General features: G+C 70.8%; 22 protein-coding genes and 1 pseudogene. 8 read left to right on the top strand and 15 right to left on the bottom strand.

Annotated elements, in window-relative coordinates:
- Nucleotides 1-273 precede the first annotated feature (273 nt).
- On the top strand, nt 274-960 hold the full coding sequence (locus ABZU76_RS43455) for a fibronectin type III domain-containing protein (protein ID WP_354881792.1): 687 nt from the start codon (nt 274-276) through the stop codon (nt 958-960).
- A 50-nt stretch (nt 961-1010) separates the two neighbouring features.
- On the opposite strand, the gene uvrA is transcribed toward ABZU76_RS43455, so the two are convergent.
- Together uvrA and ABZU76_RS43445 are read right to left on the bottom strand one after the other, a co-directional pair.
- Nucleotides 1011-3872, bottom strand: coding sequence for an excinuclease ABC subunit UvrA (gene uvrA / locus ABZU76_RS43450; RefSeq protein ID WP_354881789.1), 2862 nt, complete (start codon nt 3870-3872; stop codon nt 1011-1013).
- Nucleotides 3873-3948: 76 nt separating this feature from the next.
- Nucleotides 3949-5178 carry an acyltransferase gene (locus ABZU76_RS43445; RefSeq protein WP_354881786.1) on the bottom strand — a complete coding sequence of 410 codons (1230 nt, stop codon included), beginning with the start codon at nt 5176-5178 and terminating at the stop codon, nt 3949-3951.
- An 87-nt stretch (nt 5179-5265) separates the two neighbouring features.
- Between ABZU76_RS43445 and ABZU76_RS43440 the strand changes: the two genes are divergently transcribed.
- Nucleotides 5266-5943, top strand: coding sequence for an MBL fold metallo-hydrolase (locus ABZU76_RS43440; protein WP_220241986.1), 678 nt, complete (start codon nt 5266-5268; stop codon nt 5941-5943).
- A 623-nt stretch (nt 5944-6566) separates the two neighbouring features.
- Here the strand turns inward: ABZU76_RS43440 and ABZU76_RS43435 are convergent.
- From ABZU76_RS43435 to ABZU76_RS43395, 9 genes and pseudogenes are all read right to left on the bottom strand, one after another.
- A complete protein-coding gene (locus tag ABZU76_RS43435; RefSeq protein WP_354881783.1) occupies nt 6567-7058 on the bottom strand; it encodes a hypothetical protein in 492 nt (163 codons plus the stop codon).
- A pseudogene (locus tag ABZU76_RS43430) lies at nt 7055-8121 on the bottom strand (ATP-binding cassette domain-containing protein). Before ABZU76_RS43430 ends, ABZU76_RS43435 begins: the two are co-directional and overlap by 4 nt.
- 22 nt (nt 8122-8143) lie before the next feature.
- Nucleotides 8144-8551 carry an SCP2 sterol-binding domain-containing protein gene (locus ABZU76_RS43425; RefSeq protein ID WP_354881780.1) on the bottom strand — a complete coding sequence of 136 codons (408 nt, stop codon included), beginning with the start codon at nt 8549-8551 and terminating at the stop codon, nt 8144-8146.
- A gap of 42 nt (nt 8552-8593) precedes the next feature.
- Nucleotides 8594-9856, bottom strand: coding sequence for a cytochrome P450 (locus ABZU76_RS43420; RefSeq protein ID WP_354881777.1), 1263 nt, complete (start codon nt 9854-9856; stop codon nt 8594-8596).
- On the bottom strand, nt 9853-11301 hold the full coding sequence (locus ABZU76_RS43415; RefSeq protein ID WP_354881775.1) for an aldehyde dehydrogenase: 1449 nt from the start codon (nt 11299-11301) through the stop codon (nt 9853-9855). Before ABZU76_RS43415 ends, ABZU76_RS43420 begins: the two co-directional genes overlap by 4 nt.
- Nucleotides 11301-12515 carry an FAD-dependent oxidoreductase gene (locus ABZU76_RS43410; RefSeq protein ID WP_354881772.1) on the bottom strand — a complete coding sequence of 405 codons (1215 nt, stop codon included), beginning with the start codon at nt 12513-12515 and terminating at the stop codon, nt 11301-11303. Before ABZU76_RS43410 ends, ABZU76_RS43415 begins: the two co-directional genes overlap by 1 nt.
- Nucleotides 12512-12703, bottom strand: coding sequence for a ferredoxin (locus tag ABZU76_RS43405; RefSeq protein ID WP_354881769.1), 192 nt, complete (start codon nt 12701-12703; stop codon nt 12512-12514). Before ABZU76_RS43405 ends, ABZU76_RS43410 begins: the two co-directional genes overlap by 4 nt.
- 4 nt (nt 12704-12707) lie before the next feature.
- The gene (locus tag ABZU76_RS43400) at nt 12708-13811 is read right to left on the bottom strand and encodes an NAD(P)-dependent alcohol dehydrogenase (protein ID WP_354881766.1); all 1104 of its coding nucleotides are present in this window, start codon (nt 13809-13811) and stop codon (nt 12708-12710) included.
- Nucleotides 13812-13846: 35 nt separating this feature from the next.
- Nucleotides 13847-15358: an acyl-CoA synthetase gene (locus ABZU76_RS43395; RefSeq protein ID WP_354881763.1), complete on the bottom strand. Its 1512-nt coding sequence runs from the start codon at nt 15356-15358 to the stop codon at nt 13847-13849.
- Nucleotides 15359-15569: 211 nt separating this feature from the next.
- On the opposite strand from ABZU76_RS43395, the gene ABZU76_RS43390 reads away from it, so the two are divergent.
- The gene (locus tag ABZU76_RS43390) at nt 15570-16208 is read left to right on the top strand and encodes a TetR/AcrR family transcriptional regulator (RefSeq protein WP_354881760.1); all 639 of its coding nucleotides are present in this window, start codon (nt 15570-15572) and stop codon (nt 16206-16208) included.
- Nucleotides 16209-16214: 6 nt separating this feature from the next.
- Here the strand turns inward: ABZU76_RS43390 and ABZU76_RS43385 are convergent, their stop codons facing one another.
- The 3 genes from ABZU76_RS43385 to ABZU76_RS43375 are packed head-to-tail and all read right to left on the bottom strand — an operon-like array spanning nt 16215 to nt 18659.
- Nucleotides 16215-16877 carry a TetR/AcrR family transcriptional regulator gene (locus ABZU76_RS43385; protein WP_354881757.1) on the bottom strand — a complete coding sequence of 221 codons (663 nt, stop codon included), beginning with the start codon at nt 16875-16877 and terminating at the stop codon, nt 16215-16217.
- Nucleotides 16878-16920: 43 nt separating this feature from the next.
- A complete protein-coding gene (locus tag ABZU76_RS43380) occupies nt 16921-17676 on the bottom strand; it encodes a 3-hydroxyacyl-CoA dehydrogenase (protein WP_354881754.1) in 756 nt (251 codons plus the stop codon).
- Between the two features lie 11 nt (nt 17677-17687).
- Nucleotides 17688-18659, bottom strand: a complete 972-nt coding sequence (locus ABZU76_RS43375; RefSeq protein ID WP_354881751.1) for a nitronate monooxygenase family protein — start codon at nt 18657-18659, stop codon at nt 17688-17690.
- A 155-nt stretch (nt 18660-18814) separates the two neighbouring features.
- Between ABZU76_RS43375 and ABZU76_RS43370 the strand changes: the two genes are divergently transcribed.
- The 3 genes from ABZU76_RS43370 to ABZU76_RS43360 are packed head-to-tail and all read left to right on the top strand — an operon-like array spanning nt 18815 to nt 22188.
- The gene (locus ABZU76_RS43370; RefSeq protein ID WP_354881749.1) at nt 18815-19969 is read left to right on the top strand and encodes an acyl-CoA dehydrogenase family protein; all 1155 of its coding nucleotides are present in this window, start codon (nt 18815-18817) and stop codon (nt 19967-19969) included.
- A 31-nt stretch (nt 19970-20000) separates the two neighbouring features.
- Nucleotides 20001-21389, top strand: coding sequence for a 4-hydroxyphenylacetate 3-hydroxylase N-terminal domain-containing protein (locus ABZU76_RS43365; protein WP_354881746.1), 1389 nt, complete (start codon nt 20001-20003; stop codon nt 21387-21389).
- Nucleotides 21390-21426: 37 nt separating this feature from the next.
- Complete coding sequence (locus tag ABZU76_RS43360) at nt 21427-22188, top strand: enoyl-CoA hydratase-related protein (RefSeq protein WP_354881743.1); 762 nt, start codon at nt 21427-21429, stop codon at nt 22186-22188.
- A gap of 3 nt (nt 22189-22191) precedes the next feature.
- Here ABZU76_RS43360 and ABZU76_RS43355 read toward each other — a convergent pair whose 3' ends face one another.
- Nucleotides 22192-22986 (bottom strand): DUF1684 domain-containing protein, encoded by a 795-nt coding sequence (locus ABZU76_RS43355; RefSeq protein WP_354881740.1) that lies wholly within the window; start codon nt 22984-22986, stop codon nt 22192-22194.
- Between the two features lie 120 nt (nt 22987-23106).
- Between ABZU76_RS43355 and ABZU76_RS43350 the strand changes: the two genes are divergently transcribed.
- Nucleotides 23107-24021 carry an alpha/beta hydrolase gene (locus ABZU76_RS43350; protein ID WP_354881738.1) on the top strand — a complete coding sequence of 305 codons (915 nt, stop codon included), beginning with the start codon at nt 23107-23109 and terminating at the stop codon, nt 24019-24021.
- Between the two features lie 88 nt (nt 24022-24109).
- Nucleotides 24110-25585 carry a glycosyltransferase family 39 protein gene (locus tag ABZU76_RS43345; protein ID WP_354881735.1) on the top strand — a complete coding sequence of 492 codons (1476 nt, stop codon included), beginning with the start codon at nt 24110-24112 and terminating at the stop codon, nt 25583-25585.
- Nucleotides 25586-25593: the final 8 nt, after the last annotated feature.

Here is a 25593-nt window from a genome sequence, read left to right as displayed (position 1 = left end):
GCCCAGCACTGCCGCCGTGTCCACCGTGAGATCGCCCCCCTTCCGAGGTGAGAGTGGGTGGTGCCGCCGCCGGTGAGAGCCCCCGACACCCCTCACACGGATGCGGGCGCCACGCGGTTCACCGCGAATTCAGAAAGTTCGCCGGAGGAATTCGTCGCCCGAGGCCGGGCGGATGGGTGGTGCCGGTGGCCGGGACGCGCCTTGTCGATCACCGGCACGGGTTCCTAAGCTGACGCGGCACCGCCGCCGCCTGGACGTCCCGGAGGCTTCGCCGTGCCCGTGAAAACCCGCCTCGCGCTCGCGGCGCTGGCCGTGCTGGTCGCCGCCGGCTGCTCCGCGGCCCCGGCCGCCGCTCCGGCGCCACCGCCCCACGGCCTCACGGCGACGCTCACGACCCCGACGGACATCGACCTGCGCTGGCCCGCGGGCGACCCCGCCGCGGCCGGGCACCTGCTCGAATACGCGAACTCCGCCGACGGCCCGTGGACGGCGCTGCAGTACTTGCCGCGCTCACAGACCACCTACCGGCACCCGGACCTGATCCCGGAGACACCGTTCTACTACCGCGTGCGGGACTTCTACGGTCCCGTGTCGGCGGTCGTGCAGCCGGGCTCCGATGACCGACCTGGCTCCGCGGGGCACGCCACTCCCCCGGCCGCGGCCGTGCCGGTGCGGACGCCGGGGGACGCTGCTGCTCCGGCCGACGTCACCGTGGTCCCGGCCGAGGACGCGTCCGTGCACTTCACCTGGGCGGACCGCTCAAGCGACGAGGCGGGGTTCCTCGTGGAGCTCCGCAAGCCGGGCATGGCGGACTTCGCCCCGGTCGAGATCACCGACCCCGACACGACGACCTGCGCGCTGTCGCTGCTGCCCGACGAGCAGGGCTCCGCCTTCCGCATGCGCGCGCTGTACTTCGGACCGCTCTCGCCGGTGGTCGACCGCACGACCGGCAAGGACTGACTCCCGCCGGCGCGGTGACCCGGTTTCCGGGCCACCACGCCAGGACGGGGTCAGGCCGGGTTGAGGACGTGGCCGAGGAACTCGCCGGTGTAGCTCTCCGGCACCGACGCGATGTGCTCGGGCGTGCCCTCCGCGACGACCATGCCGCCGCCGGAACCGCCCTCCGGGCCCATGTCGATGATCCAGTCGGACGTCTTGATCACGTCGAGGTTGTGCTCGATCACGATCACCGTGTTGCCCTTGTCCACCAGCCCGTTGATCACGCCGATCAGCTTGCTGATGTCCTCGAAGTGCAGGCCCGTGGTCGGCTCGTCGAGGATGTACACGGTCTTGCCGGTCGAGCGCTTCTGCAGCTCGCTCGCGAGCTTCACACGCTGGGCCTCACCGCCCGACAGGGTCGGCGCGGGCTGGCCGAGGCGCACGTAGCCGAGGCCGACGTCGACGAGCGTCTGCAGGTGCCGGTGGATGGCCTTGATCGGCTCGAAGAACTCGGCCGCCTCCTCGATCGGCATGTCCAGCACGTCGGACACCGTCTTGCCCTTGTAGTGCACCTCGAGCGTCTCGCGGTTGTAGCGGGCGCCCTTGCAGACCTCGCACGGCACGTAGACGTCGGGCAGGAAGTTCATCTCGATCTTGATCGTGCCGTCGCCGGCGCACGCCTCGCAGCGGCCGCCCTTGACGTTGAACGAGAACCGGCCCTGCTGGTAGCCGCGCACCTTGGCCTCGGTGGTGGCCGCGAACAGCTTGCGCACGTGGTCCCACACGCCGGTGTAGGTGGCCGGGTTGGACCGCGGGGTGCGGCCGATCGGCGACTGGTCCACGCGGACCAGCTTGTCGACCGTGTTCAGCCCGTTGACCCGCGTGTGGCGGCCCGGCACCTGGCGCGCGCCGTTGAGCTTGTTGGCCAGCACCTGGGCGAGGATGTCGTTGACGAGGGTGGACTTGCCCGAGCCGGACACGCCGGTGACGGACACGAGGCAGCCCAGGGGGAACGACACGTCGATGCCGCGCAGGTTGTGCTCGCGGGCGCCCACGACCGTGAGCTGCCGCTTCTTGTCGACCGGGCGCCGGATCGCCGGCACCTCGATCGCACGGCGGCCCGACAGGTAGGCGCCGGTGAGCGACTCCTTGCTCTTCAGCATCTTCTTGTACGGTCCACTGTGGACGATGTGCCCGCCGCGCTCGCCTGCGCCCGGGCCGATGTCGACGACCCAGTCGCTCGCACGGATCGTGTCCTCGTCGTGCTCCACCACGATCAGCGTGTTGCCGAGGTCGCGCAGGCGCGTAAGGGTCTCGATCAGGCGGTGGTTGTCGCGCTGGTGCAGGCCGATCGACGGCTCGTCGAGCACGTAGAGCACACCCACCAGGCCCGAGCCGATCTGCGTGGCCAGCCGGATGCGCTGCGCCTCGCCGCCCGAGAGCGTGCCCGACGCGCGGTCGAGCGAGAGGTAGGTGAGGCCGACGTCGAGCAGGAAGCGCAGGCGCGCCTGGATCTCCTTGAGCACCGCGCCGGCGATCATCGACTCGCGCTGTCCGAGCACCAGCTCGTCGAGGAACTTCGACGCCTCGTCGATCGACAGGGCGCAGACCTCGGCGATCGAACGCTCACCCTGCGTCGCGTGCTCCAGAGTGACCGCGAGGATCTCCGGCTTGAGCCGCGTGCCCTGGCACGTGGGGCACGGCACCTCGCGCATGTAGCCCTCGTACCGCTCGCGCATGTACTCGGACTCGGTCTGCTCCTGGCGCCGCTCGAGGAACGGGATCACGCCCTCGAAGTTGGCGTAGTACGAGCGCTGCCGGCCGTAGCGGTTGCGGTAGCGCACGTGGACCTGCTCGTCGACACCGTGCAGCACCGCCTTCTGGACCTTCGCCGGCAGCTGGCGCCACGGCGTGTCCATGCGGAACCCGATGGCCTCCGACAGCGACTCCAGCAGCCGGATGAAGTAATCGGCACTCTGCCCGCCGGCCCATGGCGCGATGGCGCCCTCGCCCAGCGACAGCTCGTCGTCCGGGACCACCAGCTCCGGGTCGACCTCCTTGCGGATGCCGATGCCGGTGCACACGGGGCACGCGCCGTAGGGCGAGTTGAACGAGAACGACCGCGGCTCGAGGTCCTCGATCGCCAGCGGGTGCCCGTTGGGGCACGCCAGGTTCTCGGAGAATCCGCGCACGCGGTGCGGGTCGTTCTCAGGCAGGTCGACGAACTCCAGCTCGACCAGCCCGTCGGCCAGCCGCAGCGCCGTCTCGACCGAGTCGGTGAGCCGCTGGCGCGAGCTCGTCTTCACGCTCAGGCGGTCGATGACCACACCGATCTCGTGCTTCTCCTGCTTCTTCAGCTTCGGCGGGTCGGTGAGCGGGTGCACCTTCCCGTCGACGACCACGCGCGCATAGCCCTGCTGCTGCAGGTTCTGGAACAGGTCGAGGTACTCGCCCTTGCGCCCGCGCACGACCGGCGCGAGCACCTGGAAACGCGTGCCCTCGTCCATGTCGAGCACCTGGTCCACGATCTGCTGCGGCGTCTGCTTGCTGATCAGCTCACCGCACTGGGGGCAGTGCGCCTTGCCCGCGCGGGCGTAGAGCAGCCGCAGGTAGTCGTAGACCTCGGTGATCGTGCCCACCGTGGAGCGCGGGTTGCGCGAGGTGGACTTCTGGTCGATCGACACCGCGGGCGAGAGGCCCTCGATGAAGTCGACGTCGGGCTTGTCCATCTGCCCGAGGAACTGCCGCGCGTAAGCCGAGAGCGACTCGACGTAACGGCGCTGCCCCTCGGCGAAGATGGTGTCGAAAGCGAGGCTCGACTTGCCCGACCCGGACAGGCCTGTGAACACGATCAAACTGTCGCGGGGCAGATCGAGGTCGACACCGCGGAGGTTGTGCTCGCGGGCCCCGCGAACAACGAGGCGATCAGCCACGCCCACGTCCCTTCAATTCAAATCTCGGCTCGGAGGCCGGCCCGGTGGAAGTCCTGCACGGGCGGCCGCGTCCATGCTAGGACGCACCACCGACAGAAACGGGCTCCGGCTCTTCGACCTGGGCTTTTGCGGGTTCCTGGGCGGGTTTGCCCGCCCGCCGGGCGGTCAGGCGCCGGTGCAGCGGCCGTTCCACCCACGCGGTGAGCGCCCAGCCGGCCAGCACGGCGCCGGCCAGCACCGCGGGGAGCCGCAGCCAGCCGGGGACACCGATGTCCAGCAGGGCGCGCGCCAGGACGTAACCCAGTTCCTGGTGCACCAGGTAGAGACCATACGAGATCCCGGCGAGCCAGGTGAGCGCCGGGGCGACCCGCGCGAGACCCGGGAACCGCCAGTCGGCGCCGCGTGCCGCGAGGCAGATCACCAGCAGCAGCACGGCGAAGCCGATCGTGGAGGGCCAGCGCGCGGGGTCCTGGGCCATCGCCCGGTGGAACGGGAAGACGTGCAGGTCCTGTACCACGATACAGGCCGCGACGAGCAGTCCGAGGTGCCAGGACTTCAGCCGCTTCCCGCTCCAGAGCCACAGCGCGATCCCCATGGCGAACAGGTGCGTGCGCTGCAGGCCGAGCCCGAAGAAGACGTTGACGACCTGGATCGGCGTGCTGCCGGGGTCGAAGATCCCGAACCGGACCACCGCGGGCGCGACCATCAACATCCAGACGAGCCACATCATCACTCGATCGGTACGCCACCGCCGCGGGAACAACCACGCGGCGGCGCAGAACGCGAACAGCTGGACCGGCAGCGTCCACCACGAACCGTCGAGGTAGTGGAACCCGTAGTAGTCCCACGCCTGGATCATCCCCAGGTTCGTGAGCAGGTCCTGCCAGGTCGGGATGTACCACGGGAACGGGTCCGCCGGCGGGCCCTGCAGCACTCCGAACAGGAAGCCGCTGAAACCGTCGGGCACGGGCAGGCCACTGAAGCGGATGGCGGCGTAGCGCGTGACGACATAGGTGACGAGCACCGCGACGAGGTACGCCGGCACGAGCCGCGCGACGCGGCTCCACAGCCACCGGCCCGTGTCCGGCTTGCGGACGCTCACGCACACGAAGTACCCGGAGATCACCATCAGACCGGCGGCCCCGAACTGCGCGGGCACGCGGAACGGGTAGCCGGTCAGCTCGCCGTGCAGCAGCGCGCCCTGGTGCGTGACGTGGCCGAGCACGACCGAAACGATCGCGATGACTCTGAGCAGGTCCCAGCTGATCCGTCGGGTGGAGTGGTGCGGTGTCGCGGTGTTCGGCACTGGTTCCCTGGGGTCGCCCGGCTGGTCGCGCCGAGCCTACGTGCGCGGGGGTGGGACAGACCGCGTTGCCCCGGCTACCGTGTGGACGTGAACATCGCCGACACCTACACCGGGCACGTCGAACCGGGCGGCGACGCCGCCCGCCGCACGCTGGACGCGCTGACCATCACCAAGCTCTCCGTGGGGCCGATGGACAACAACGCGTACCTGCTCGTCTGCCGCGCCGAGAACGAGGCGCTGCTGATCGACGCCGCCAACGACCCCGAGCGCATCTCCGACCTCATCGGCCACGGCCCCGACCGGCCCGCGCTGCGCACCGTCGTGACCACCCACCAGCACCAGGACCACTGGCAGGCCCTGGGCGCCGTGGCGGGCGCCAACGGCTCGAACACCGCCGCGCACCCACTGGACGCCTCGCCGCTGCCCGTGCCGCCCGACTTCCTGGTCGAACACGGCGACACGCTCCAGGTGGGCCAGGTCACGCTCGAAGTGATCCACCTTCGCGGCCACACCCCGGGGTCGATCGCCTTGCTGTACCGCGACCCGGCCGGGCACCCGCACCTGTTCACGGGTGACTCGCTTTTCCCGGGCGGCGTGGGGAAGACGTCGTCGCCGGAGGACTTCGCGTCGCTGCTGGACGATGTTTCGGCGCGGATCTTCGACGAGCTGCCGGACGACACGTGGTTCTACCCGGGGCACGGGGATGACTCGACGTTGGGGGCTGAGCGGCCGAAGCTCGCGGAGTGGCGTTCGCGCGGCTGGTGAGCTGAGGATTGACCTACCCGGACTGGGCTGCCTGGTTTCCAGGCAGCCCAGTTTTGTTTCGCCGTAACGGACTCGGCTCGCCGAGATGCCACTTTCGAACCGGTTGACGTGATGGGTGCTCGCGAGCGGGGTGAGGTCGTGCGCTCCGATCACCTGCCAGACGTGGCGCACGACGCCGTGGAAGAACGGGCGGTCCCAGAACTTCACCCCCGGCTCGAACTCCAGCTCCTCGGTGGTGAACCGCTCGTAGTCCAGCGCGTGCGACCACGTGTCGAACAAGTATCGGCACCGACCTGAGGGACTGCGGCGACGGGGTCGAACCGCGACGGCAGGTACTTGTGCCGCATCCCGGGGCGGACGTCCATGGCGGGCCGGTCGGCCTCCACCAGGTCCGAAATCTGCCGCACCCCGAAGCTGACCGGGGAGCGCGAAATCGGAGGTGAAAGCGGCTTCCGCTGAGATCAGCCCCGGCTCGTACCCGCGGATGTCCATCGACGCTCCCCTCGCCCGGTTTCTGCTCCGAACGTAAGAAGCCGGCGGTACCAAGGTCAACTTCGCCGGACGCGCGGGCCGGCGCGGTGGCCGAACGGGTCGTCGCGGCGAACCGAACGGCCAATTTTGGCTTACAAGACGGCGATGTCGCTGATGCGCCAGTGGCCGTTGTCTTCCGTGGCGGTCAGGCGGACCTGCGCGCCGCCGCTGGAGGTGTCGGGGGTGCCGGCGCGGGAGGTCGTCTGGTCGGCGAAGACGAGGACGTGGGCGGTGGTGCCGGTGATGTCCTTGATGCCGATGGTGCGGACGCGGCTGGTGAGCGTGAGGTGGTTGGGGACGGCCTGCTGCTGGACCGCCGAAAGCAGCTGCCGGTACTGGGTGACGGCGTTGCCGGTGAGGTACTGGTCGGCGGCGCGGTCGGTTTTGGCGACGTCCTGGTAGTCGAGGGAGAAGACGGCTTCGAAAGCGGCGCTGAGCTGGCCGGCGACGGCGGAGGTGGCGGCGCTGTCGGAGAAGGCGGTGTCGGCGGCCGGGCCGGAGGTCGTGGACTGGTGGGCCTCGAAGGCGAACCGGCCGGTGTGGCCGAACGCGCGCGAGCCGGGAAACGTCCACGCGGTGCTCACGAGACCTCCTCGACGCGGTGGCGGCCCTGGTCCACGCGGTCCAGGCGGTCCACGCCGTAGCGGCGGCGTTCCTCGGGGGTGAGCGACGCGAGAATCCCGTCCTGTGCCGCCTCGGGCAGTGTCGGCAGGAGCCGCAGCGCGCGTTCCTTGCGCCGCGCCTCACTCGGCCGCGCCGGCAGACCGGGCGCGGGCCGCATCTGCCGCGGGATGCCGGCGACCTCGTCGACGCCGAAGGCGTCATGTCCGAGGCCGTGCCCGGCGGCGAACTTCGCGCGTTCCGCGGACATGGTCGCCGAGTCCTTCTCCTCGCTCATGCCGATCGGGCCGTCCATGCGGCCGTTGAGGAACTGGCGCACCACCGGCTCCTCACTGGTCAGCAGCACTTCCCGCGGCCCGAACATCACGAGCTCGCGGCGGAAGAGCATGCCGAGGTTGTCGGGCACGGTCCGGGCGAGGTTGATGTTGTGCGTGACGATGAGGAACGTCGCGTCGCTGTGAGCGTTGACGTCGAGGAACAGCTGCGGGATGTAGGCGGTGCGCACCGGGTCCAGCCCGGAGATCGGGCTCGTCGACGAGCCCGATCTCCGGGTCGAGCACGAGCGCGCGCGCCAGCCCGGCGCGTTTGCGCATGCCTCCCGGAGATCTCGCCGGGCAGCTTGCCGTCGGCACCGGCCAGGCCCGTGAGCTCCAGCTTCTCGTGCACGATCCGCCGGATCTCCGTCTCCGACTTACGCGTGTGCTCGCGCAGCGGGAACGCGATGTTGTCGAACAAGGTCATGGAGCCGAACAGCGCGCCGTCCTGGAACAGCACCCCGAACAGCTTGCGCACCTCGTAGAGGCGGTGCTCCGAGCACGTGACCACGTCCACGCCGTCGACCACGCAGCGGCCGCGGTCGGGCTTGAGCAGCCCGATCAGCGACTTGAGGAACACCGACTTCCCGGTTCCCGAGGGACCCAGCAGGACGGACACCTCACCCGGGGGCAGGGTGAGGGTCACGTCCCGCCAGATCGTCTGGCGCCCGAACGACTTCGTCGGGCCCTCGACGACGACTTCCGCACCCACCGTTGTGCTCGCCCTTCTCGACTCAGCCGACGATCAGGTCCTCGCGCCCGTCGGCGCGCAGCTTTTCGACGTACACGGGGAAGAGCCTCTTCGACAGCGGGGCGAGCTTGATCAACTTCGACACCGGACCGTCCACCTTGACCTTGCCGCGGGCCATGGCGAACGTGAGGTTCACCTTGCCCTGCCAATAGCCGTTGGCGACCTCGCTGTCCATCGTCATGGTCGCGTCGGCCGGGGCGTCGAACGCGTCGCCGACCACACGGCGGTTCTGCGTGTCGATCAGCAGCGCGGACTCGGGGTTGGTGCACACCATCTTCAGCACCAGGCCGGTGCCGGCGAGCTTGGCGGCGAGGTCGGCGTCGGCGAACGCGGTCTCGAAGATGCCGCCGATGTACTGGTAGATCTCTTCGGGCTTGCTGAACGCGGGCATGGCTGGTCTCCGGTCTGTTCGGGCTGCTGGAGGAACTGCTGCTCAGAAGTGACAGGGCATGGCACGCACGGCGTGCACGAAGTTGCCGGCCAGGTAGTCGGGCTCGCCGGCGGTGATGGTCGGCAGGGTGCGCAGCAGCTCGCCGAACAGGGCGCGCAGCTGGGCCTTGGCGACCTGGTTGCCCAGGCAGAAGTGGGCGCCGCCCCCGCCGAAGCTCACGTGCGGGTTGGGGCTGCGGCGCAAGTCGAAACGGCCCGGCTCGTCGAACACCTCGGGGTCGAAGTTGCCCGACGCGTAGAACATCACCACTTTTTCGCCGGTGCTGATCCGCTGCCCGCCCAGCTCGAAGTCCGCGACGGCCGTGCGGCGGAAGGTCATCACCGGAGAGGCCCAGCGGACGAACTCCTCGAGCGCGCTGCCGATGCGACCGTCGAAGTCGGCCATCAGCCACTCGCGCTGCTCCGGGAAGTCGGTGAGCGCGCGCAGGGTGTGGCTGGTGGTCTGGCGGGTGGTGTCGTTGCCGGCCACCGACAGCAGCACGAAGAACGCCGCGATCTCCTCGTCGGTGAGGCGCTCACCGTCCACTTCGGCCTGCACGAGGTTCGTCATCAGGTCCTCGGCCGGGTGGGCGCGGCGGCGCTCGGCCATCTCGAACGCCACGCCGTGCAGCGTCATCTGGGCCTCGAAGATCATGTCGATCGGGTCGCGCCCGGCCAGGTAGACCGGGTCGGCCCAGGACACCGACGCGTCGGCGGCGTGGGCCACGCTCTCGCGGTGGGCCTGGGGGATGCCGACCATGTCCGACAACGTCCGGATCGGCAGCTGCCCCGAACACTGGCGAACGAAGTCGGCGCCGCTGCCCGCGTCGGCCAGCTCACGGACGATGTCGGCCGCGTTGGCCTTGATCTGCTCCTCGATGCGGCGCACCTGCTTCGGGGTGAACGCGGCGCTGACGAGCTTGCGGATCTTCGTGTGCCGCGGCGGGTCCATCGCCAGGAACGACTGCGACGCCTCGAGCATCTCCTCAGGGATGTTCTCGAACATCACGCCCTGGCCGGACACGAACACGTCGTTGCGGCGGCTCACCTCGACGATGTCGGCGTGGCGGACCACGGCCCAGTAGCCGGGGTCCTCGGGGTCCTCCATCAGCGCGTCCTCGACCGGCCGGTGCCACGACACCGGACGCTCCTGGCGCAGCGCCGCGAAACTGCGTTCGCGGTCGGCGGCGCGGGTCGACCAGAAAGCCCGCGACGAAAGGTCGATCTCGTCGTACTCGCGCTGCTGCGGGGTCACGATGGCGGTCATGCGGGAATCTCCTGTCCCAAGTAGACGGACTTGAGCTGCTGGTAGGCGGCCAGGCCCTCGGGCCCGAGCTCGCGGCCGACGCCGCTGGCCTTCACACCGCCGAACGGAGCGCCCAGGTCGAGGTCGTAGAAGTTCACGCCGACGCTGCCGGTCTCGACGCGGCGCGCCACGTCGAGGCCCTTCTCCACGTCGGAGGTCCAGATGGTGCCGCCGAGGCCGTAGTCGGAGTCGTTGGCGATCGAGACCGCTTCGTCGACCTCGCCGTACGGGATCACCGTGAGCACCGGGCCGAAGATCTCCTCCCGCGCGATCCGGCTGCCGTTGTCGACGCCGCCGAACACGGTCGGCTGCACGTACCAGCCGCGGTCACGGTCGGGCCGTCCACCGCCGGCGGCGAGCGTCGCACCGGACTCTCGACCCACGGCCACGTACTCCTCGACCTTGCGCCGCTGCTTGTCGCTGACGAGCGGGCCGATGTGCGTGCCCGGGTCGAGCGGGTCGCCGACGGTCAGCGCGGACGCCAGCCCGGACAGCGCGGCGACGACCTTGTCGTGGCGTGAGCGCGGGGCGAGGATGCGCGTGGAGAGGTAGCAGGTCTGGCCGTTGTTGAGCAGGCTCGCGGTGGCCAGGCCCTGCACGGTGGCCGCCAGGTCGGCGTCGTCGAGCACGATCGCCGCCGACTTCCCGCCCAGCTCCAGCGTGACGGGACGCAGCAGGCGGCCGCAGGCCTCGCCGATCTTGCGGCCCACGGGCGTGGACCCGGTGAACGCGACCTTCCGCACGCCCGGGTGCGTCACGAGGTACTCGCCGATGTCGGCGCCGCCGGAGATCACGTTCAGCACGCCCGCGGGCAGGCCGGCGCGCTCCGCGGTGGCCGCCAGCTCCAAAGCGTCCAAAGTGGTCTCGGGCGAGGGCTTGAGCACCACGGTGCAGCCCGCGGCCAGTGCCGGCGCGAGCTTGAACATCGTGAGCACCTGCGGGAAGTTCCACGGCACCACGAGCGCGACCACGCCGACCGGCTCCTTGCGCACCACGGTGACGCCCTGCCCGTCCAGCCGCGGCCGGCGCTCCTCGGCGGGCGCGGCCCCGAGCGCGGCGTAGTACTGCAGGATCCCGACCGGGCCGGCGCCCTCCGCGGCGGTGGCGACGGTGATCGGCATGCCGTTCTGGATCGTGGTGAGCTCGGCGCGCTGGGCCAGGTTCTTGCCCAGCTCCTCGGCGAACGCCATCAGCAGCCCGGACCGGGCCTCCGGCGTGAGCCCGCCCCACTCCGCGGACCGCAGCGCGCGGCCGGCAGCGGCGACGGCGGAGTCCACTTCGGACTCTCCGGCGAGCGGCACCGTGCCGATGCGTTCCTCGGTGTCCGGCGAGATCACGGCGAGCGTGGCACCGCCGGCCGGGCGCACCCACGCGCCGTCGATGTACAGGGCTTCGTGTTCGTGCATCAGCGCACTCCTTCGGACACGGGTTCCCGCCGCCGGGCGGCGAAGTCGAGCGCGCCGGACCAGTCGGTGCGGCGGGCGATGAGGGCCCGGAACTTCATGATCTCCCGCTGTTTGTTCACCGCGAGCACGCCGGTGAGGCGATCGCCGGAGCGGTACAGCGCGACGAACCGGCCCGCGTCCGGATCGCCGAGCACCACCTGGGTCTCGTCGGCGTCGGGCACGCCGGCGAACTGGATGCGGCTGTCGTACCAGTCGGACCAGAAGTAGGGCACGGTCTCGTACGGCTCGGCCGCCCCCGGCAACGCGGCGGCAACGCCCGCCGCCGCCCCCTGCTCCGCGGCGCTGCTCCAGTGCTCCAGGCGCATGGCCCGGCCGAACAACGGGTTGGCCCACCGGGCGACGTCACCCGCGGCGTACACGCCGGGCAGCCCGGTCGCGAGCGTCTCGTCGCACACCACGCCGTCCTCCAGCGTGAGGCCGCTGCCCGCGAGCCAGTCCGTGGCCGGGACCGCGCCGGCGCCGACCACGACGAGGTCGGCGTCCAGCGTCGTGCCGTCGGCCAGCCGCACGCGTTCGACACGGTCGTGGCCTTCGACACCAGTCACGGCGACGCCGCAGCGCAGGTCCGTGCCGTTCGCGCGGTGCAGCGCCGAGCACGGTTCGCCCATGGCGCCGATCGCGCGCATCAACGGCGTCGGCGCGGCCTCCACCACGGTCACCGGGAGACCGCGTTTGCGCGCCGCCGAAGCGACTTCCGAGCCGATGAACCCGGCGCCGATCACCACCGTGCGCGCGCCGGCGTCGAGGGCCGCGCGCACGGCGAGCGCGTCGTCGAGGGTGCGCAGCGTGTGCACGCCGGTCAGGTGGCTCGTGCCGGGCAGCGTCCGGGCGGTCGCGCCGGTGGCGATCACGAGGCCGTCGTACGGGATCTCCTTCTCGCCCGCGTGCACCACGCGCTCGGCCGGGTCGAGCGCGTGCGCCCGGGTGCCGAGCACGAGCTCGACGCCGAGCTCGTCCCGCAGCACCTGCTCCTCGCGGAACACCGGCGCGGCGACCGGCCCGTCGAGGAACGCCTTCGACAGCGGCGGCCGGTCGTAGGGCAGGTGTTCCTCGGCGCCGACGAGCGTGACGGGCCCGGTGAACCCGGCCTTGCGCGCGCCCTCCACGGCCCGCAACCCGGCCAGGGAGGCACCGACCACCACGAGACGCGTCACTGCACAAGCCTCAGTGCTTCGGTCGGGCACCCCGTCACGGCTTGCTCCACTTCGGACTCCAGCCCGTCGGGCACGGTCTCGGACGACAGGACCAGGTCACCGTTGTCGTCCACCTCGAACACCTCGGGCGCGAACGACTCGCAGATGCCCAGCCCGGTGCAGCGGGCGCGGTCCACGACGATCTTCACGTGCTCACTCCTTCCGCGCGGAGGGAACCAGGACGGGCTTCACGACCTCGCCCTTCAGGCTCGCCTGCTCGGCTTCGTTGATCTCCTCGAACGGGAACGTCTCCACGAGCCGGTCGAACGGGAACCGGCCCTGGCGCCACAGCTCGATCAACCGCGGGATCATCACCTGCGGCACGGCGTCGCCCTCGAGGATTCCCATCACGTTGCGGCCCACGGCGAGCGCCGTCGGGTCGAGCACCAGGTCGCCCTGCTGCACCCCGACGAGCCCGCAGGTGCCGGTCGGGCGCAGCACCGCGATCGCCGTGGTGATCACCGACGGCACCCCGGTGGTGTCCAGCGTGTACTGAGCGCCGCCCGTCGCCGCGAGCAGCTGCTCGACCAGGTCGGCCGCGGCGCCGTCGACGACGTGCGTGGCGCCGAGCTCCTTCGCCAGCTCCAGTCGGCGCGGGTTGAGGTCCACGGCGACGATCCGCGCGGCACCGGCCACCCGCGCGGCCATCACCGCGGACAGGCCCACGCCGCCGGCGCCGAACACGACGAAACTCGTGCCGGGCGCCACGCCGAGCGCGCTGAACACCGAGGCCGCGCCGGTCTGGATGCCGCAGCCGAGCGGGCCGAGCAGCTCCAGCGGCAGCTCCGGGTCGACCTTCACCGCGTTGCGCGCGGCGACCACCGAGTGCGAGGCGAACGACGACTGCCCGAACCAGCGTGCGGCCACGGCCTCGCCGGCGACGTCGAGCACCGGCTGCTCGCCGTCCGGGTCGTGGCCGGTGAGGTTGCGCGGGAAGAAGGTCTCGCAGTACGACGGGTGCCCGGCGACGCAGTTGGCGCAGTGGCCGCAGAAGTCGAACGAGAGCACCACGTGGTCACCCGGCGCCAGGCTCGTCACTTCGGCGCCCACGGCCTCGACGATCCCCGAGCCCTCGTGCCCGGTGATGATCGGCGGCGCGGCCAGGAAACCCGGCGCGCGCGGCAGCAGGTCCGTGTGACAGAGCCCGGCACCGGCGATGCGCACCAGCACCTGGCCCGCGCCCGGCGCGGGCAGCTCGACGTCCTCGATCCGGTAGGGCCCGTCGGCGGCGCGCAGCACCGCGGCCTTGATCTGCATGATCTTCTCGCTCCTGGTGAGTCCGAGGTGGTCGGTCAGCGGGTGAGCTCGCCCTTGACGAGCTTCCCGGTGGGAGTGCGGGGCAGCCGGTCCACGAAGGTGAACGCCCGCGGGACCTTGTAGTGCGCGATGCGTTCGCGCAGGTACTCGCGCAGCTCGTCGCCGAGCCCGGGCGCGGCCTCGCCCGCGGGTTCGACGAACGCCTGCACCGCCTCGCCCATCTCCGGATCGGGCACGCCGACCACGGCGACGTCGAGCACCTTCGGGTGCAGCGTCAGCGCGTTCTCGATCTCCTGCGGATAGATGTTCACCCCGCCGGAGATGATCATGAAGGCCTTGCGGTCGGTGAGGAACAGGAAGCCGTCCTCGTCGACGTAGCCGACGTCGCCGGTGGTGGTCCACGTCGGGTGCTCCGGGTGCTGCGCTTCGGCGGTCTTGCCCGGGTCGTTGTGGTAGGCGAACGGCAGCGCGTCGCGTTCGAAGTAGACGGTGCCGATGCCGCCCGCCGGCAGCTCTTCGCCGTCCTCGCCGCAGATCCGGAGCACGCCGACGCCGGCCGGCCCGACCGAGCCGGGCTTGCGCAGCCACTGCTCGCTGTCGATGAACGTGATGCCGCTGCCCTCGGTGGACGAGTAGTACTCGTGCAGGACCGGGCCCCACCAGTCGATCATGGCGCGCTTGACGTCGACCGGACACGGCGCCGCGGCGTGGATGGCCGCGCGCTGGCTCGACAGGTCGTACTTCGCGCGCGTGGCTTCGGGGAGCTTGAGCATCCGGACGAACATCGTCGGCACCCACTGGCTGTGCGTCACGCGGTGGGTCTCGATCGCGGAAAGCGCTTGCTCCGCGTCGAACTTCTCCATCAGCACCACCGTGCCGCCCAGCGCCTGCACCACACCGCCGAAGCGCAGCGGCGCCGCGTGGTAGACCGGCGCGGGCGAGAGGTAGACCGTGTCGGGGCCGAACCCGTACAGGGGCCCGAAAACCGCGGCGTAGACGTCACCCGACTCGTCGACCCGGCGCTCGGGCAGCGGCGGCTTGATCCCCTTGGGCCGGCCGGTGGTGCCGGACGAGTAGAGCATGTCCATGCCCCGCGGCTGCTCCGGCAGCGGCTCGGCCGACGTGCTCGCCAGCGCGTCCTCATAGGACTCGTACCCGGCCACGCTTGCCCGGTACGCCAGGCGGATGCGCACCTTCGGCGTGTCCGCGACGACGGCCTCGGCCACGTCGGCGAGCCCGGCCGACACGATCAGCGCCTCGGCGCCGCAATCCTCGACGATGTAGGCGACCTCGGCCGGCGACAGGTGCCGGTTCACGGCGGTGATGTAGAGGCCCGAGCGCAGCGCGGCCCAGTAGACCTCGAACACTTTCGGGTCATTTCCCGAAAGGAGCGCGATGTGGTCGCCGCGCCGCAGGCCCGCGTCGTGCAGGTAGCGCGCCAGGCGCGCGGAACGCTCCTCCAGCTGCCCGTACGTGAGCACCTCGCCGCCCGCCACGATGACGGCGGGTTTGTCGGGGAACTGCTCGGCGTGGACACCGGGGTACATGGGCACTCCTGGCAGGGGAACCGGACGGGGAGCCGACCGGTGCGCCGCGGGCGCCCGAATCGGTCGGCTGTGACCTCGGAGAGCTATCTAGCGTTCGTTAAGTTGAGCGTATGGCCCAGCTCACATGTTGTCAAGACAGTATGTCTGGATTCTCTGTCCAGTCAATTCGAGCGGCGAGCCGGTAGGGTGATACCGAAGAAAAGGAGGCTGGATGCCGTCGGTGACCCGCAAGCCCCAGACCGCTCGCAAGCAGCAGCGCCGGGAGACGCTCGGCCGCCAGTTGCTGGAGGCCACCGAGCGCCTCATGGGCGAGGGACTCACGTTCACCGAGCTGAGCGTCGACCGCCTGGCGTCCGAGGGCGGCATCTCGCGCGCCACCTTCTACGTCTACTTCGAGGACAAGGGCCAGCTGCTGCGGCTGTTCGCCCAGCACGTGTTCGCCGACCTCACCGAGGCCGCGCAACGCTGGTGGGACAGCGCCGACGCGCGCGATCCTGAGGACCTGCGGGCGGCGCTCACGGAGATCATCGCCCGCTACCGCAACCACCGTTCGGTGCTCTACGCCGTGATCGAGATGGCGGCCTACGACTCCGAGGTCGACGAGCTCTACCGCGGCATCATGGAGGGCATCGCCGACGCCATCGCGGCGATCATCGAACGCGGTCAGGCCGCCGGCACGATCGCCCCGATGCCCGTGCGCGCCACGGCTTCCGCGCTCACCTGGATGGTCGAGCGCACGTGCCACCAGACGCTGCGCTTCACCCCGGAGTCCGAGGACGACACGCTGGCCGACTCCATGACCGAGGTCATCTGGCGCACCCTCTATCTGGAGCCGGCGCCGCGTCCGTGACGCGCCTCAGCGCTTGCGCTTCACCGGCCGCGCGCCGACCGTGCGCAGCGCGAGGTCCACGTACCGCTCGGCGAGCTCTTCGGGCTTCAGCGGGCCACCGGGCTGGTACCAGCGCGCGATCGACTGGCACATGCCCAGCACGGCCCGCACCGTCTCCTCGGCGTGGGCCACCGTGAACACACCCTCGCGCGCGCCGTCCTCGATGACGCCGGTCAGGACGGTCTCGATCTCCTTGCGGCGCGCGGCGTAACGCTTGCGCGAGTCCGGCGAGAGGTGCCGTAGCTCGAGGTCCAGCGCCGCCAGCCGCGTGCGGTGCGTCATGTGCAGCACCACGGCTTCGACGACGTTGACCAGCTGCTCGCGCGGGCCGGCCGCGTCGGCCGCCGCGGCGTTGACCCGGCTGACTGCTTCGCCGGTGCCCAGGTCGAGCAACGCGGCGAACGCACCTTCCTTGCTGTCGTGGTGGTAGTACAGCGAAGGCACGGTCTGCCCGACCCGGCGGACGATGTCGCGCACCGAGGTGCCGTGAAAACCGTGCTCGTAGAACGCGTCGAGCGCGGCGGCGAGCAGAGGCGTCAGCTCCAGCTCCTCGTAGTGCCGCCAGCCGGCCCCCGGCTCGACCTCGATCGAGACCGAAGCCGACGCCACCGCCTCCCGCGCACGCACCATGTTCCACCCATCGAGTCCGGAAGCTTCCCCGCCGAGTCTAGGCTCAGCGCGGGGCCATGCGGATGGCGCCGTCGAGCCGGATGGTCTCGCCGTTGAGCATCGGGTTCTCCACGATGTGGCAGGCCAGCGCCGCGTACTCCGCCGGATCACCCAGCCGGGACGGGTGCGGCACCTGCGCGCCCAGCGACTCGACGGCCTCCTCGGGCAGCGTCGCGAACAGCGGCGTGCGGAACAGCCCCGGCGCGATGGTCATCACGCGGATCTTGAGGCTCGCCAGGTCGCGCGCGATCGGCAGCGTCATGCCGACGATCCCGCCCTTCGACGCCGAGTACGCCGCCTGCCCGACCTGACCGTCGAACGCCGCCACGGACGCGGTGTTCACGATGACCCCGCGCTCGTCGGCCACCGGGTCCACGCCCGCGATGCGCTCGGCGGCCAGCCGGAGCACGTTGAACGTGCCGATCAGGTTGACCGAAACGACCTTCGTGAACGCGTCCAGCGGGAACGCCCCCTTCTTCCCGACGGTCTTCACCGCGTTGCCGATGCCCGCGCAGTTCACGACCACCCGCAGGTCGCCCAGCGACGCGGCGGTGTCGACGGCGGCCTGCACGTCGGCCTCGCTCGTCACGTCGGCCGGGGCGAACACGCCGTCCAGCTCCGCGGCGACCGCGGCACCGTCCGAAGTGGGCAGATCGACCACCACCACTTTCGCGCCGCGCTTGTGCAGCTCCTTCACGGTGGCCAGGCCCAGCCCCGACGCCCCGCCGGTCACGAGCGCGACCGTGTTCGCGATGTCCATCCGTGTCCTCCTCAGGCCAGCACGCCGGCCAGGCGGCCGGCGATGATCTCGTGTGCCTCGGCGACGACGCGGGAAACGAGCTCCGCCACCGTCGGCACGTCGTGGACGAGTCCCTGCACCACACCCGCGGACCAGACGCCGAGGTCGACGTCGCCGGTCTCGTACACCTTGCGGCCGCGGCTGCCCGCCACCAGGTCGCGCACGTCGTCGAAGCCACCGCCGCCGGCCAGGATGCCGACCACCTCTCGGCTCGTGGCGTTGGACGCCACCCGGGCGGTGTTGCGCAGCGACCGGAAGATCAGCTCCGTGTCGCGCTCGGTCGCCTCGACGAGGCGCTGCTTCACGTTGTCGTGCACCGGCGCCTCGGCCGTGGCGAGGAACCGGGTGCCCATGTTGACGCCGTCGGCGCCGAGCGCAAGCGCGGCGACGAGGCCGCGGCCGTCGGCGAACCCGCCGGAGGCGATCATCGGGATGGTGACCTGCTCGGCCGCGGCGGGGATCAGCACCAGGCCCGGGACATCGTCCTCGCCCGGGTGCCCCGCGCACTCGAACCCGTCGATGGAAACGCCGTCCACACCGAGGGCCTGCGCCTTCACCGCGTGGCGGACGCTGGTGCACTTGTGCAGCACCTTCACCCCGGCCGCGCGGAAGGCGGGCAGGTGCTCGGCGGGGTTGAACCCGGCGGTCTCGACGACGGGCACGCCGGAACTGGTGATCACGTCGCGGTACTCGACGTACGGCGGCGGGTTGATCGACGGCAGGATCGTGAGGTTCACCCCGAAGGGTTTGTCCGTGAGCTCCCGGCAGCGGACGATCTCCTTCGCCAGGTCCTCCGGCGTCGGCTGCGTGAGCGCGGTGAGGAACCCGAGCGCGCCCGCGTTGGCCACAGCGGCCACGAGCTCCGCGCGGCCCACCCACTGCATGCCGCCTTGGACGATGGGGTGCGCCACCCCGAAAACCTCACAGAAGCGCGTGCGCAGCATCCGGACTCCCTCGTTCGGCCTACGTTCGGTTCGGGACTCTGTTTCGCCACTGAAGGTAACTTAGCGATCGTTAGATATACAGTGACCCGTGTCTCTTGACAGCGGCGGGCGTGTTTAACGATCGTTAGATAACTTTCGACGACGCAGGGGGCACCGTGCAGCGCCAGCTCTTCACCGCCGACCACGAGGCCTACCGCGAACTGGTCCGGGAGTTCACCGCACGCGAAGTCGTGCCGAACCTCGGCCGGTGGGACGCCGACCGGCTGATCGACCGCGAGGTCTGGCGCGCCGCCGGCAAGCAGGGCGTGATCGGGCTGGCCGTGCCGGAGGAGTACGGCGGCGCCGGGCAGCCGGACTACCGCTACCGCGTGGTCGTGGCCGAGGAACTGGCGCGGGTCGGGGCGGCCTCACTGCACTCGAGTTTCGGGCTGCAGGACGACATCGTCATTCCCTACGTGCAGGACCTCGGCACCGATGAGCAGTGGCGGAAGTGGCTGCCGGGCATGGCTTCGGGCGAGCTGATCGGCGCCATCGCGATGACCGAGCCCGGCGCGGGCAGCGATCTGCAGGGTGTGCGCACCACGGCGGTGCGCGACGGTGACGAATGGGTCCTCAATGGACAGAAGACGTTCATCACCAGCGGCATCAACGCCGATTTCGTGATCGTGGTGGCGCGCACGGACCCGGCGGCGGGTTCGCGCGGGTTCAGCCTGATCGTGGTCGAGGACGGCACCCCCGGCTTCACGCGCGGACGCAAGCTCGACAAGGTCGGCCTGCACGCCCAGGACACCGCGGAGCTGTTCTTCGAACAGGTACGCGTGCCGGTGGCGAACCTGCTCGGCACCGAGGGCCGCGGGTTCGCGCACCTGATGGAACGGCTGCCGCGCGAGCGCATGTCGATCGCCGTCGGCAGCCTCGCGAGCGTCGACGCGGTGTTCGCCGAGACGCGCGAGTACTGCTTCAGCCGCAAGGCGTTCGGCAAGGCGATCGGCGACTTCCAGAACACCCGCTTCGTGCTCGCGGAGATCGCCACCGAACGCGATGTGACGGCCGCGTACCTCGACGTGTGCGTGCACGAGCTCAACGCCGGCACCCTCACCGCGGTCGACGCGGCGAAGGCGAAGTGGTGGGCCAGCGAGCTGCAGAAGCGCGTGATCGACCGCTGCGTGCAGCTGCATGGCGGCTACGGCTACATGCTGGAGTACCCCGTCGCGAGGGCCTTTGTGGACTCCCGCATCCAGACGATCTACGGCGGCACCACCGAGATCATGAAAGAGATCATCGGTCGCGATCTCGCCGCGGGCAACTGACCACCCTCTCTCACGAAAAGGCAGGCGTTACATGGGTTTGCGCACGGCGAAGGAGTACCGGGACGGGCTGCGCGACGGCCGTCGCGTGTTCTATCGCGGCCAGCGGGTGACGAGCGTGGGCGACCACCCGGAGCTGACGCTCGCGGTGGACCACTCCGCGCACTGCTTCGACATCGCGCAGTCGCACCCCGAGCTGGCCGTGGCCGAGGGGTACTCGGCGTTCTACCGGGTGCCGCGTTCGGCCGAACAGCTTCGGGCACGCGGTGAGCTGATCGAGACCGTCTCCCGGCTGGGCGGCGGGATCATCGTGCTCAAGGAGGTGGGCAGCGACGCAATGTTCGCGCTGCTGCGCACGCTCGAAGGTGAGGAGCTGGAGCGTGCCAAGGCGTTCCACGAGCGCGTGTGCCGCGACGACCTGGCGCTGGCCGTGGCGCAGACGGACGTGAAGGGCGACCGTTCGCTCGCGCCGCACCAGCAGGCCGACCCGGACCTGTACCTGCGGATCGTCGACGAGGACGCCGACTCGATCACCGTGCGCGGTGCGAAGTGCCACACGTCGTACTCGGCCAACGCCGACGAGCTGATCGTGCTGCCGACGCGCGCGATGGGACCCGAGGACGCGGACTACGCGGTGTCGTTCGCGATCCCGGTCGACACGCCGGGTCTGGACATCTACGTGTCGCCCTACCTCGCCGGTGAGCGCAACGAGTTCGAGTTCCCGTTGTCGTCGAAGCACAAGATGCTCGAGAGCCTCACGGTGTTCAACGATGTGCGGGTGCCGAAGGAGCGCGTGTTCCTGAACCGGCGCCCGGAACTCGCGGGGCCGCTGGCGATCGCGTTCGTGGACTACCACCGGTTCACCGCGATCAACTACAAGCTGCCGCTGCTCGACCTGCTCGTGGGTTCGGCGTCGCTGATCGCCGAGTACAACGGCATCGCGCGCGCCGGACATGTGAAGGACAAGATCACGCAGCTCATCGCGTACGCCGAGACGGTGCGCGGGCTCGCGGAGCTGGCCGCGCTGCGGTCGCGGCCCGGGCAGGACGGCATCCAGCAGCCCGACCCCGTCGCCGTGAACACGGCGAAGTACACCTTCGCGCACGGCTTCCACGACGCGGCGGCGAAGCTCATGGACCTCGCCGGTGGTCTGCTCGCCACCGGCCCCGGCGGTGAGGACTGGGCGAACCCGGAGATCCGCGCGGTGCTGGAGAAGTACTACGCGGCCGCCGTGCCGGCCGAGCCCCGGCTGCGGTTGCTGAACCTCATCGCCGACCTCACCGCCCGCGACTACGGTGGCTACCAGGCCGTGCTCGCCACGCACGCGGAAGGTTCGCTGGAGGCGGAGAAACTGCAGATCGCCCGCACCTACGACCCGACGCGCGCCCGGGCGTACGTCAGCCGCCACGCCGGACTCGCCTGAAAGGGGCCCTTCCTTGACCGCGCCAGTTGATGTGCCAGTGAAGATCGAGCAGGACGGTGCCGCGCTGCGCATCGAGTTCGACCGGCCCGACCGGCTCAACGCCGTGACGACCGCGATGCTCGTGCGCGCGGGCGACGCCGTGGAGGAAGCACTGGCGGACGCGAGCGTGCGGGTGGTCGTGCTGACCGGCGCCGGGCGCGCCTTCTGCGCCGGCGCCGATCTCGCCGGCAGCGACATCGAAGCCGACCCGGACACGGGCACGATCGACGCCGCCAACCGGCTCACGCGCCTGTTCCGCGACATCCCGAAGCCGGTGGTGGCCGCGGTGAACGGCCCGGCCGTGGGCGTGGGCTGCTCGTTCGCGCTGGCCGCGGACCTGTGCGTGGCGCGGGAGTCGGCGTACTTCCTGCTGGCGTTCGCCGCCGTCGGTCTCATGCCCGACGGCGGCTCCACCGCTTTGGTGCCCGCCGCCATCGGCCGCGCCCGGGCGGCGCGGATGGCGATGCTGGCCGAGCGTGTGCCGGCTCCGCAGGCCCTGGAGTGGGGCATGATCTCCCACGTCGTGCCGGACACCGACTTCGACGCGGAGGTCGCTCGCCTCACCCAGCAGCTCGCCGAGGGCCCCACGGCTTCGTTCGCGCAGACGAAGCGGGCGTTGGCCGCTTCGTCGCTGGCCCAGCTCGACGGCGCGTTCGAGCTGGAGCGGACCGGCCAGTCGTCGTTGTTCGCCACCAAGGACTTCGCCGAAGGCCTGGCCGCCTTCCGCGCCAAGCGTCGCCCCGAGTTCCGCGGCGAGTGAGGTCTACTGCCGCTCGTAGGGCAGCTTCTCCCCCGCCTCCACGGCGAACGGGAGCCGGTTGCCCTCGGGCGGCAGCGGGCACGTCGCGAAGTCGGTGAACGCGCAGGGCAGGTTGCGGGCCCTCGTGAAGTCCACCGTGACGCGGCCGCGCTCGTCCGGCTTGTCCACCGACACCGACCGGTTGGCAGCATAGGTGGTGACGCCGCTGGTGGCGTCGGTGAAAAGGATCGTGAACCCGCCTTCGCGCCCGTTGAAGGCGGTGAGCGTGTACTCGGCACCATCGTGGGTGAACCGGACCTTGCCGGGCGCGGTGTAGACGTGCGACAGCCCCTCGACCACGGCCCCCACCGTGACCGGCCGCGGTTCCTCGAACGCCTCGAACCGCCCTTCGACGGCCCAGCTCTCATCCGGTTCATACGCCGGCACACCGCGGAACCCGGCGAGCACCGGCGCCTCGGGATCGTGCACCCGAATCAGGTACCCCGACCGCCTCGCGATCTCCACCTCGACGGCCCCGGCCCTCACCCTCGTCCCGGCGCCGCTGTTCACCAGCTCGATCCGCTTGACACCGGTGACCTTCTCGCCCTCGTGCTCGAGGTCCGCACCGTCCGGATCGACGTACGCGGCTTCCTCGTCCTGCCACCACTTCCCGGGCAGGTCCCCGTAGCTGCGCGGCTCGTCGTCCAGCCAGTCGAGGGACACGAGCGCCAGCCAGCCGTAGGGGTCGGCCAGCTCCTTCTCGCGCTGGAGCTTCCAGTCCTGCCGGGCTTGGGTGAAGTCCCTGGTGCTCGCCGTCATGCTTGCCCCTTCCGTCGACCCGTGCTGGGGACAACGCCTCGCCGCGGGCGTTGTTCCGCGTCCCATCATGCGGGCGCCGATATCTTCGGGTGGATGCCGACGGCGACAGGAGCACAGGGCATGTCGAACAACACCGGAAGCGGGGCCGAGCCCCCGCTGGGGAAGCGTTACGAGGTCCCGGGCGGAGCGATGCTGCTGCACCGGTCCGGCACCGGTGGGCCGCCCGTGGTCTTCCTGGCCGGCGGCGGGATGTTCGGCCTCTACTACTGGAACGTGCACGACCTCGTCGCGGAGTTCACCACGAGCGTGCTCTACGACCGGCTCGGCACGGGCTGGAGCGACGTGGTGGAGCTCCCCCGCAGCGGCACGCAGGTGACCGACGACCTGCACGAGCTGTTGCGCACCGCGGCTGTGTCCGGCCCGTATGTACTGGTCGGGCATTCACTCGGCGGCCTGTACGCCCGGCTCTACGCGAAGCGGTTCCCCGGCGAGGTCGCGGGCTTGGTCCTGCTCGACCCGACACACGAGGACATCGTCGGTTACCTGCCGGAGGAGAAGGCCCGGCTGCTGCGGAACTCGAGCACCGAGGACCTGTTCTCGCCCGAGCAGCTGGACGCGATGCGGACCGCGTACCGGGCCACCTTCGGCCGGGCGCTCGCCGGCTGGCCCGCCGAGATCCGCGAACCGCTGCTGGATCAGGGGTTCAGCCGCGAGCGCTACCGGCAGTCCCTGCGGGAGCCGATGAACCTGCCGCAGCTGTTCGGCGAGGTCCGCGACGCCGGGCCTGATCCCGACGTGCCGCTGATCTTCGTGTCCGCCATGGGGATCGACACGTTCGCCGAGGAGCTGCTGCCGCCCGAAGCACGCGCGTCGCTGGTCGAGTCCAATCAAGCCAAGCACCGGCTGTACACCGACCTGACCGCCGCACTCCCCCAAGCAAAAGTCCGCCGCCTGGACGATGCCGGGCACTCGGGCCTCGCCTGGCTCCGGCCAGACGCCGTGGTCCAGGCAATCCGTGACGTGTCGCCGCGCTGACCCGGCCCCGTCGAGTCTCGGGTCGGAAACGTGGGCCCTGTCGATCTCGGAACGGCGTTACGATCCGCCTTCCGGGTGAGGGGGAGCCATGGGGGAAACCGCTTCGGAGACAGCCACGAAGACCAGAGCGCCGTTCGCGGCGGGCGGGGTCGGGGTCGTGGTGCTGGTGCAGGCCGCGGTGCTCACGGTGTTGTCCGGCGGGTACGGCTTCCACCGCGACGAGTTCTACTACGTCGCCGCCGGGAACAGGCTGGCGTGGGGGTACGTGGACCAGCCGCCGTTGACGCCGGCGTTGGCGAGGCTCGCGACGAGCCTGTTCGGGGACACGCCGCCCGGGCTGAGGGTGGTCGCGACGCTCGCCGGGGTGGCGACCGTGATCGTCCTGGCGTTGGTCGCGCGGGAGTTCGGGGCCGGATACGCGGGTCAGGTGATCACCGCCGTGGTCACGGCCCTGTCCGGCTACGTCCTCGTCGTCTCGCACATGCTGTCCACCACCACGATCGACATGCTCGTCTGGTCGGCGCTGGGGCTGTTCACCGTCAAGCTGCTCAAGACCGGCGACGGCCGCTGGTGGCTCGCGATCGGCGCGGCGACGGGCGTCGGGCTGCTCAACAAGTGGCTCGTGCCCCTGCTGCTCGTCGCGCTGGCGGTCAGCGTGTTCGTCACGGGGCCCCGCAAGGTGTTCCGGACGTGGTGGCTGGCGGCCGGCGCGGCCATCGCGCTCGCGGCGGTCGCGCCCGTGCTCGTCTGGGAGGCGCGCAACGGCTGGCCCATGGTCGCGTTCGCCGGCGGCATCAGCGAGAACGACGGCGCCGAGAACCGCCTGATGTTCGTCCCGCTGCAGATCGCGTACCTGTCCCCCGCCCTGGTGCCCGTGTGGATCGCCGGGATCGTACGGCTGTGGAAGACGCCGCGGCTGCGCTCGCTCTCGCTGGCCTACCCGATTCTCTGCGTCATCCTGCTCGCGCTCGGTGGCAAGCCGTACTACTCGCTGCCGCTGCTGATGCTGCTCACCGCCGCCGGCGTGCAACCCGCACTGGAGTGGTTCGCGCGCCGCCGGGCGAGGCGGTGGTGGCTGGTCGCCGCGGCGCTCGGGGCGGCCGTCTCCCTCGCCATCGGGCTGCCGATCGTGCCGGCGCAAGCCCTCGGTCCGGTGCTCGCGCTGAACAAGGAGCAGGGCGAGCAGATCGGCTGGCCGGGGTTCGTCACGACCGTCGCCGACGTCTGGCGGCAGATCCCCGAGAAGGCCGACGCCGTCGTTTTCACCAGCAACTACGGCGAAGCCGGCGCGATCGAGCGCTACGGCCCGGCTCACGACTTGCCCACGCCGTACTCGGGCCACATGTCGTACGCCGACTGGGGCCCGCCGCCCGACCGGATGGACGGGGCCGTGGTGCTCGTCGGCACGTTCGACCGCCCGGCCCGCGCGTTCACCGGCTGCCGCCAGGTCGCCGTGCAGGACGCCGGGATCGACAACGACGAGCAGGGCACCCCGGTCGCCCTGTGCACCGGGACCACGGCCGCGTGGTCGGCACTCTGGCCGAGCCTCCGCCACTTCGCCTGACGCGCTCG

This window comes from Amycolatopsis sp. NPDC005232 (genome assembly GCF_040607795.1).
Taxonomy (GTDB): Bacteria; Actinomycetota; Actinomycetes; order Mycobacteriales; family Pseudonocardiaceae; genus Amycolatopsis.
Note: the sequence above shows the minus strand (reverse complement) of the source record. Positions and strands in the feature narration are given on the sequence as shown.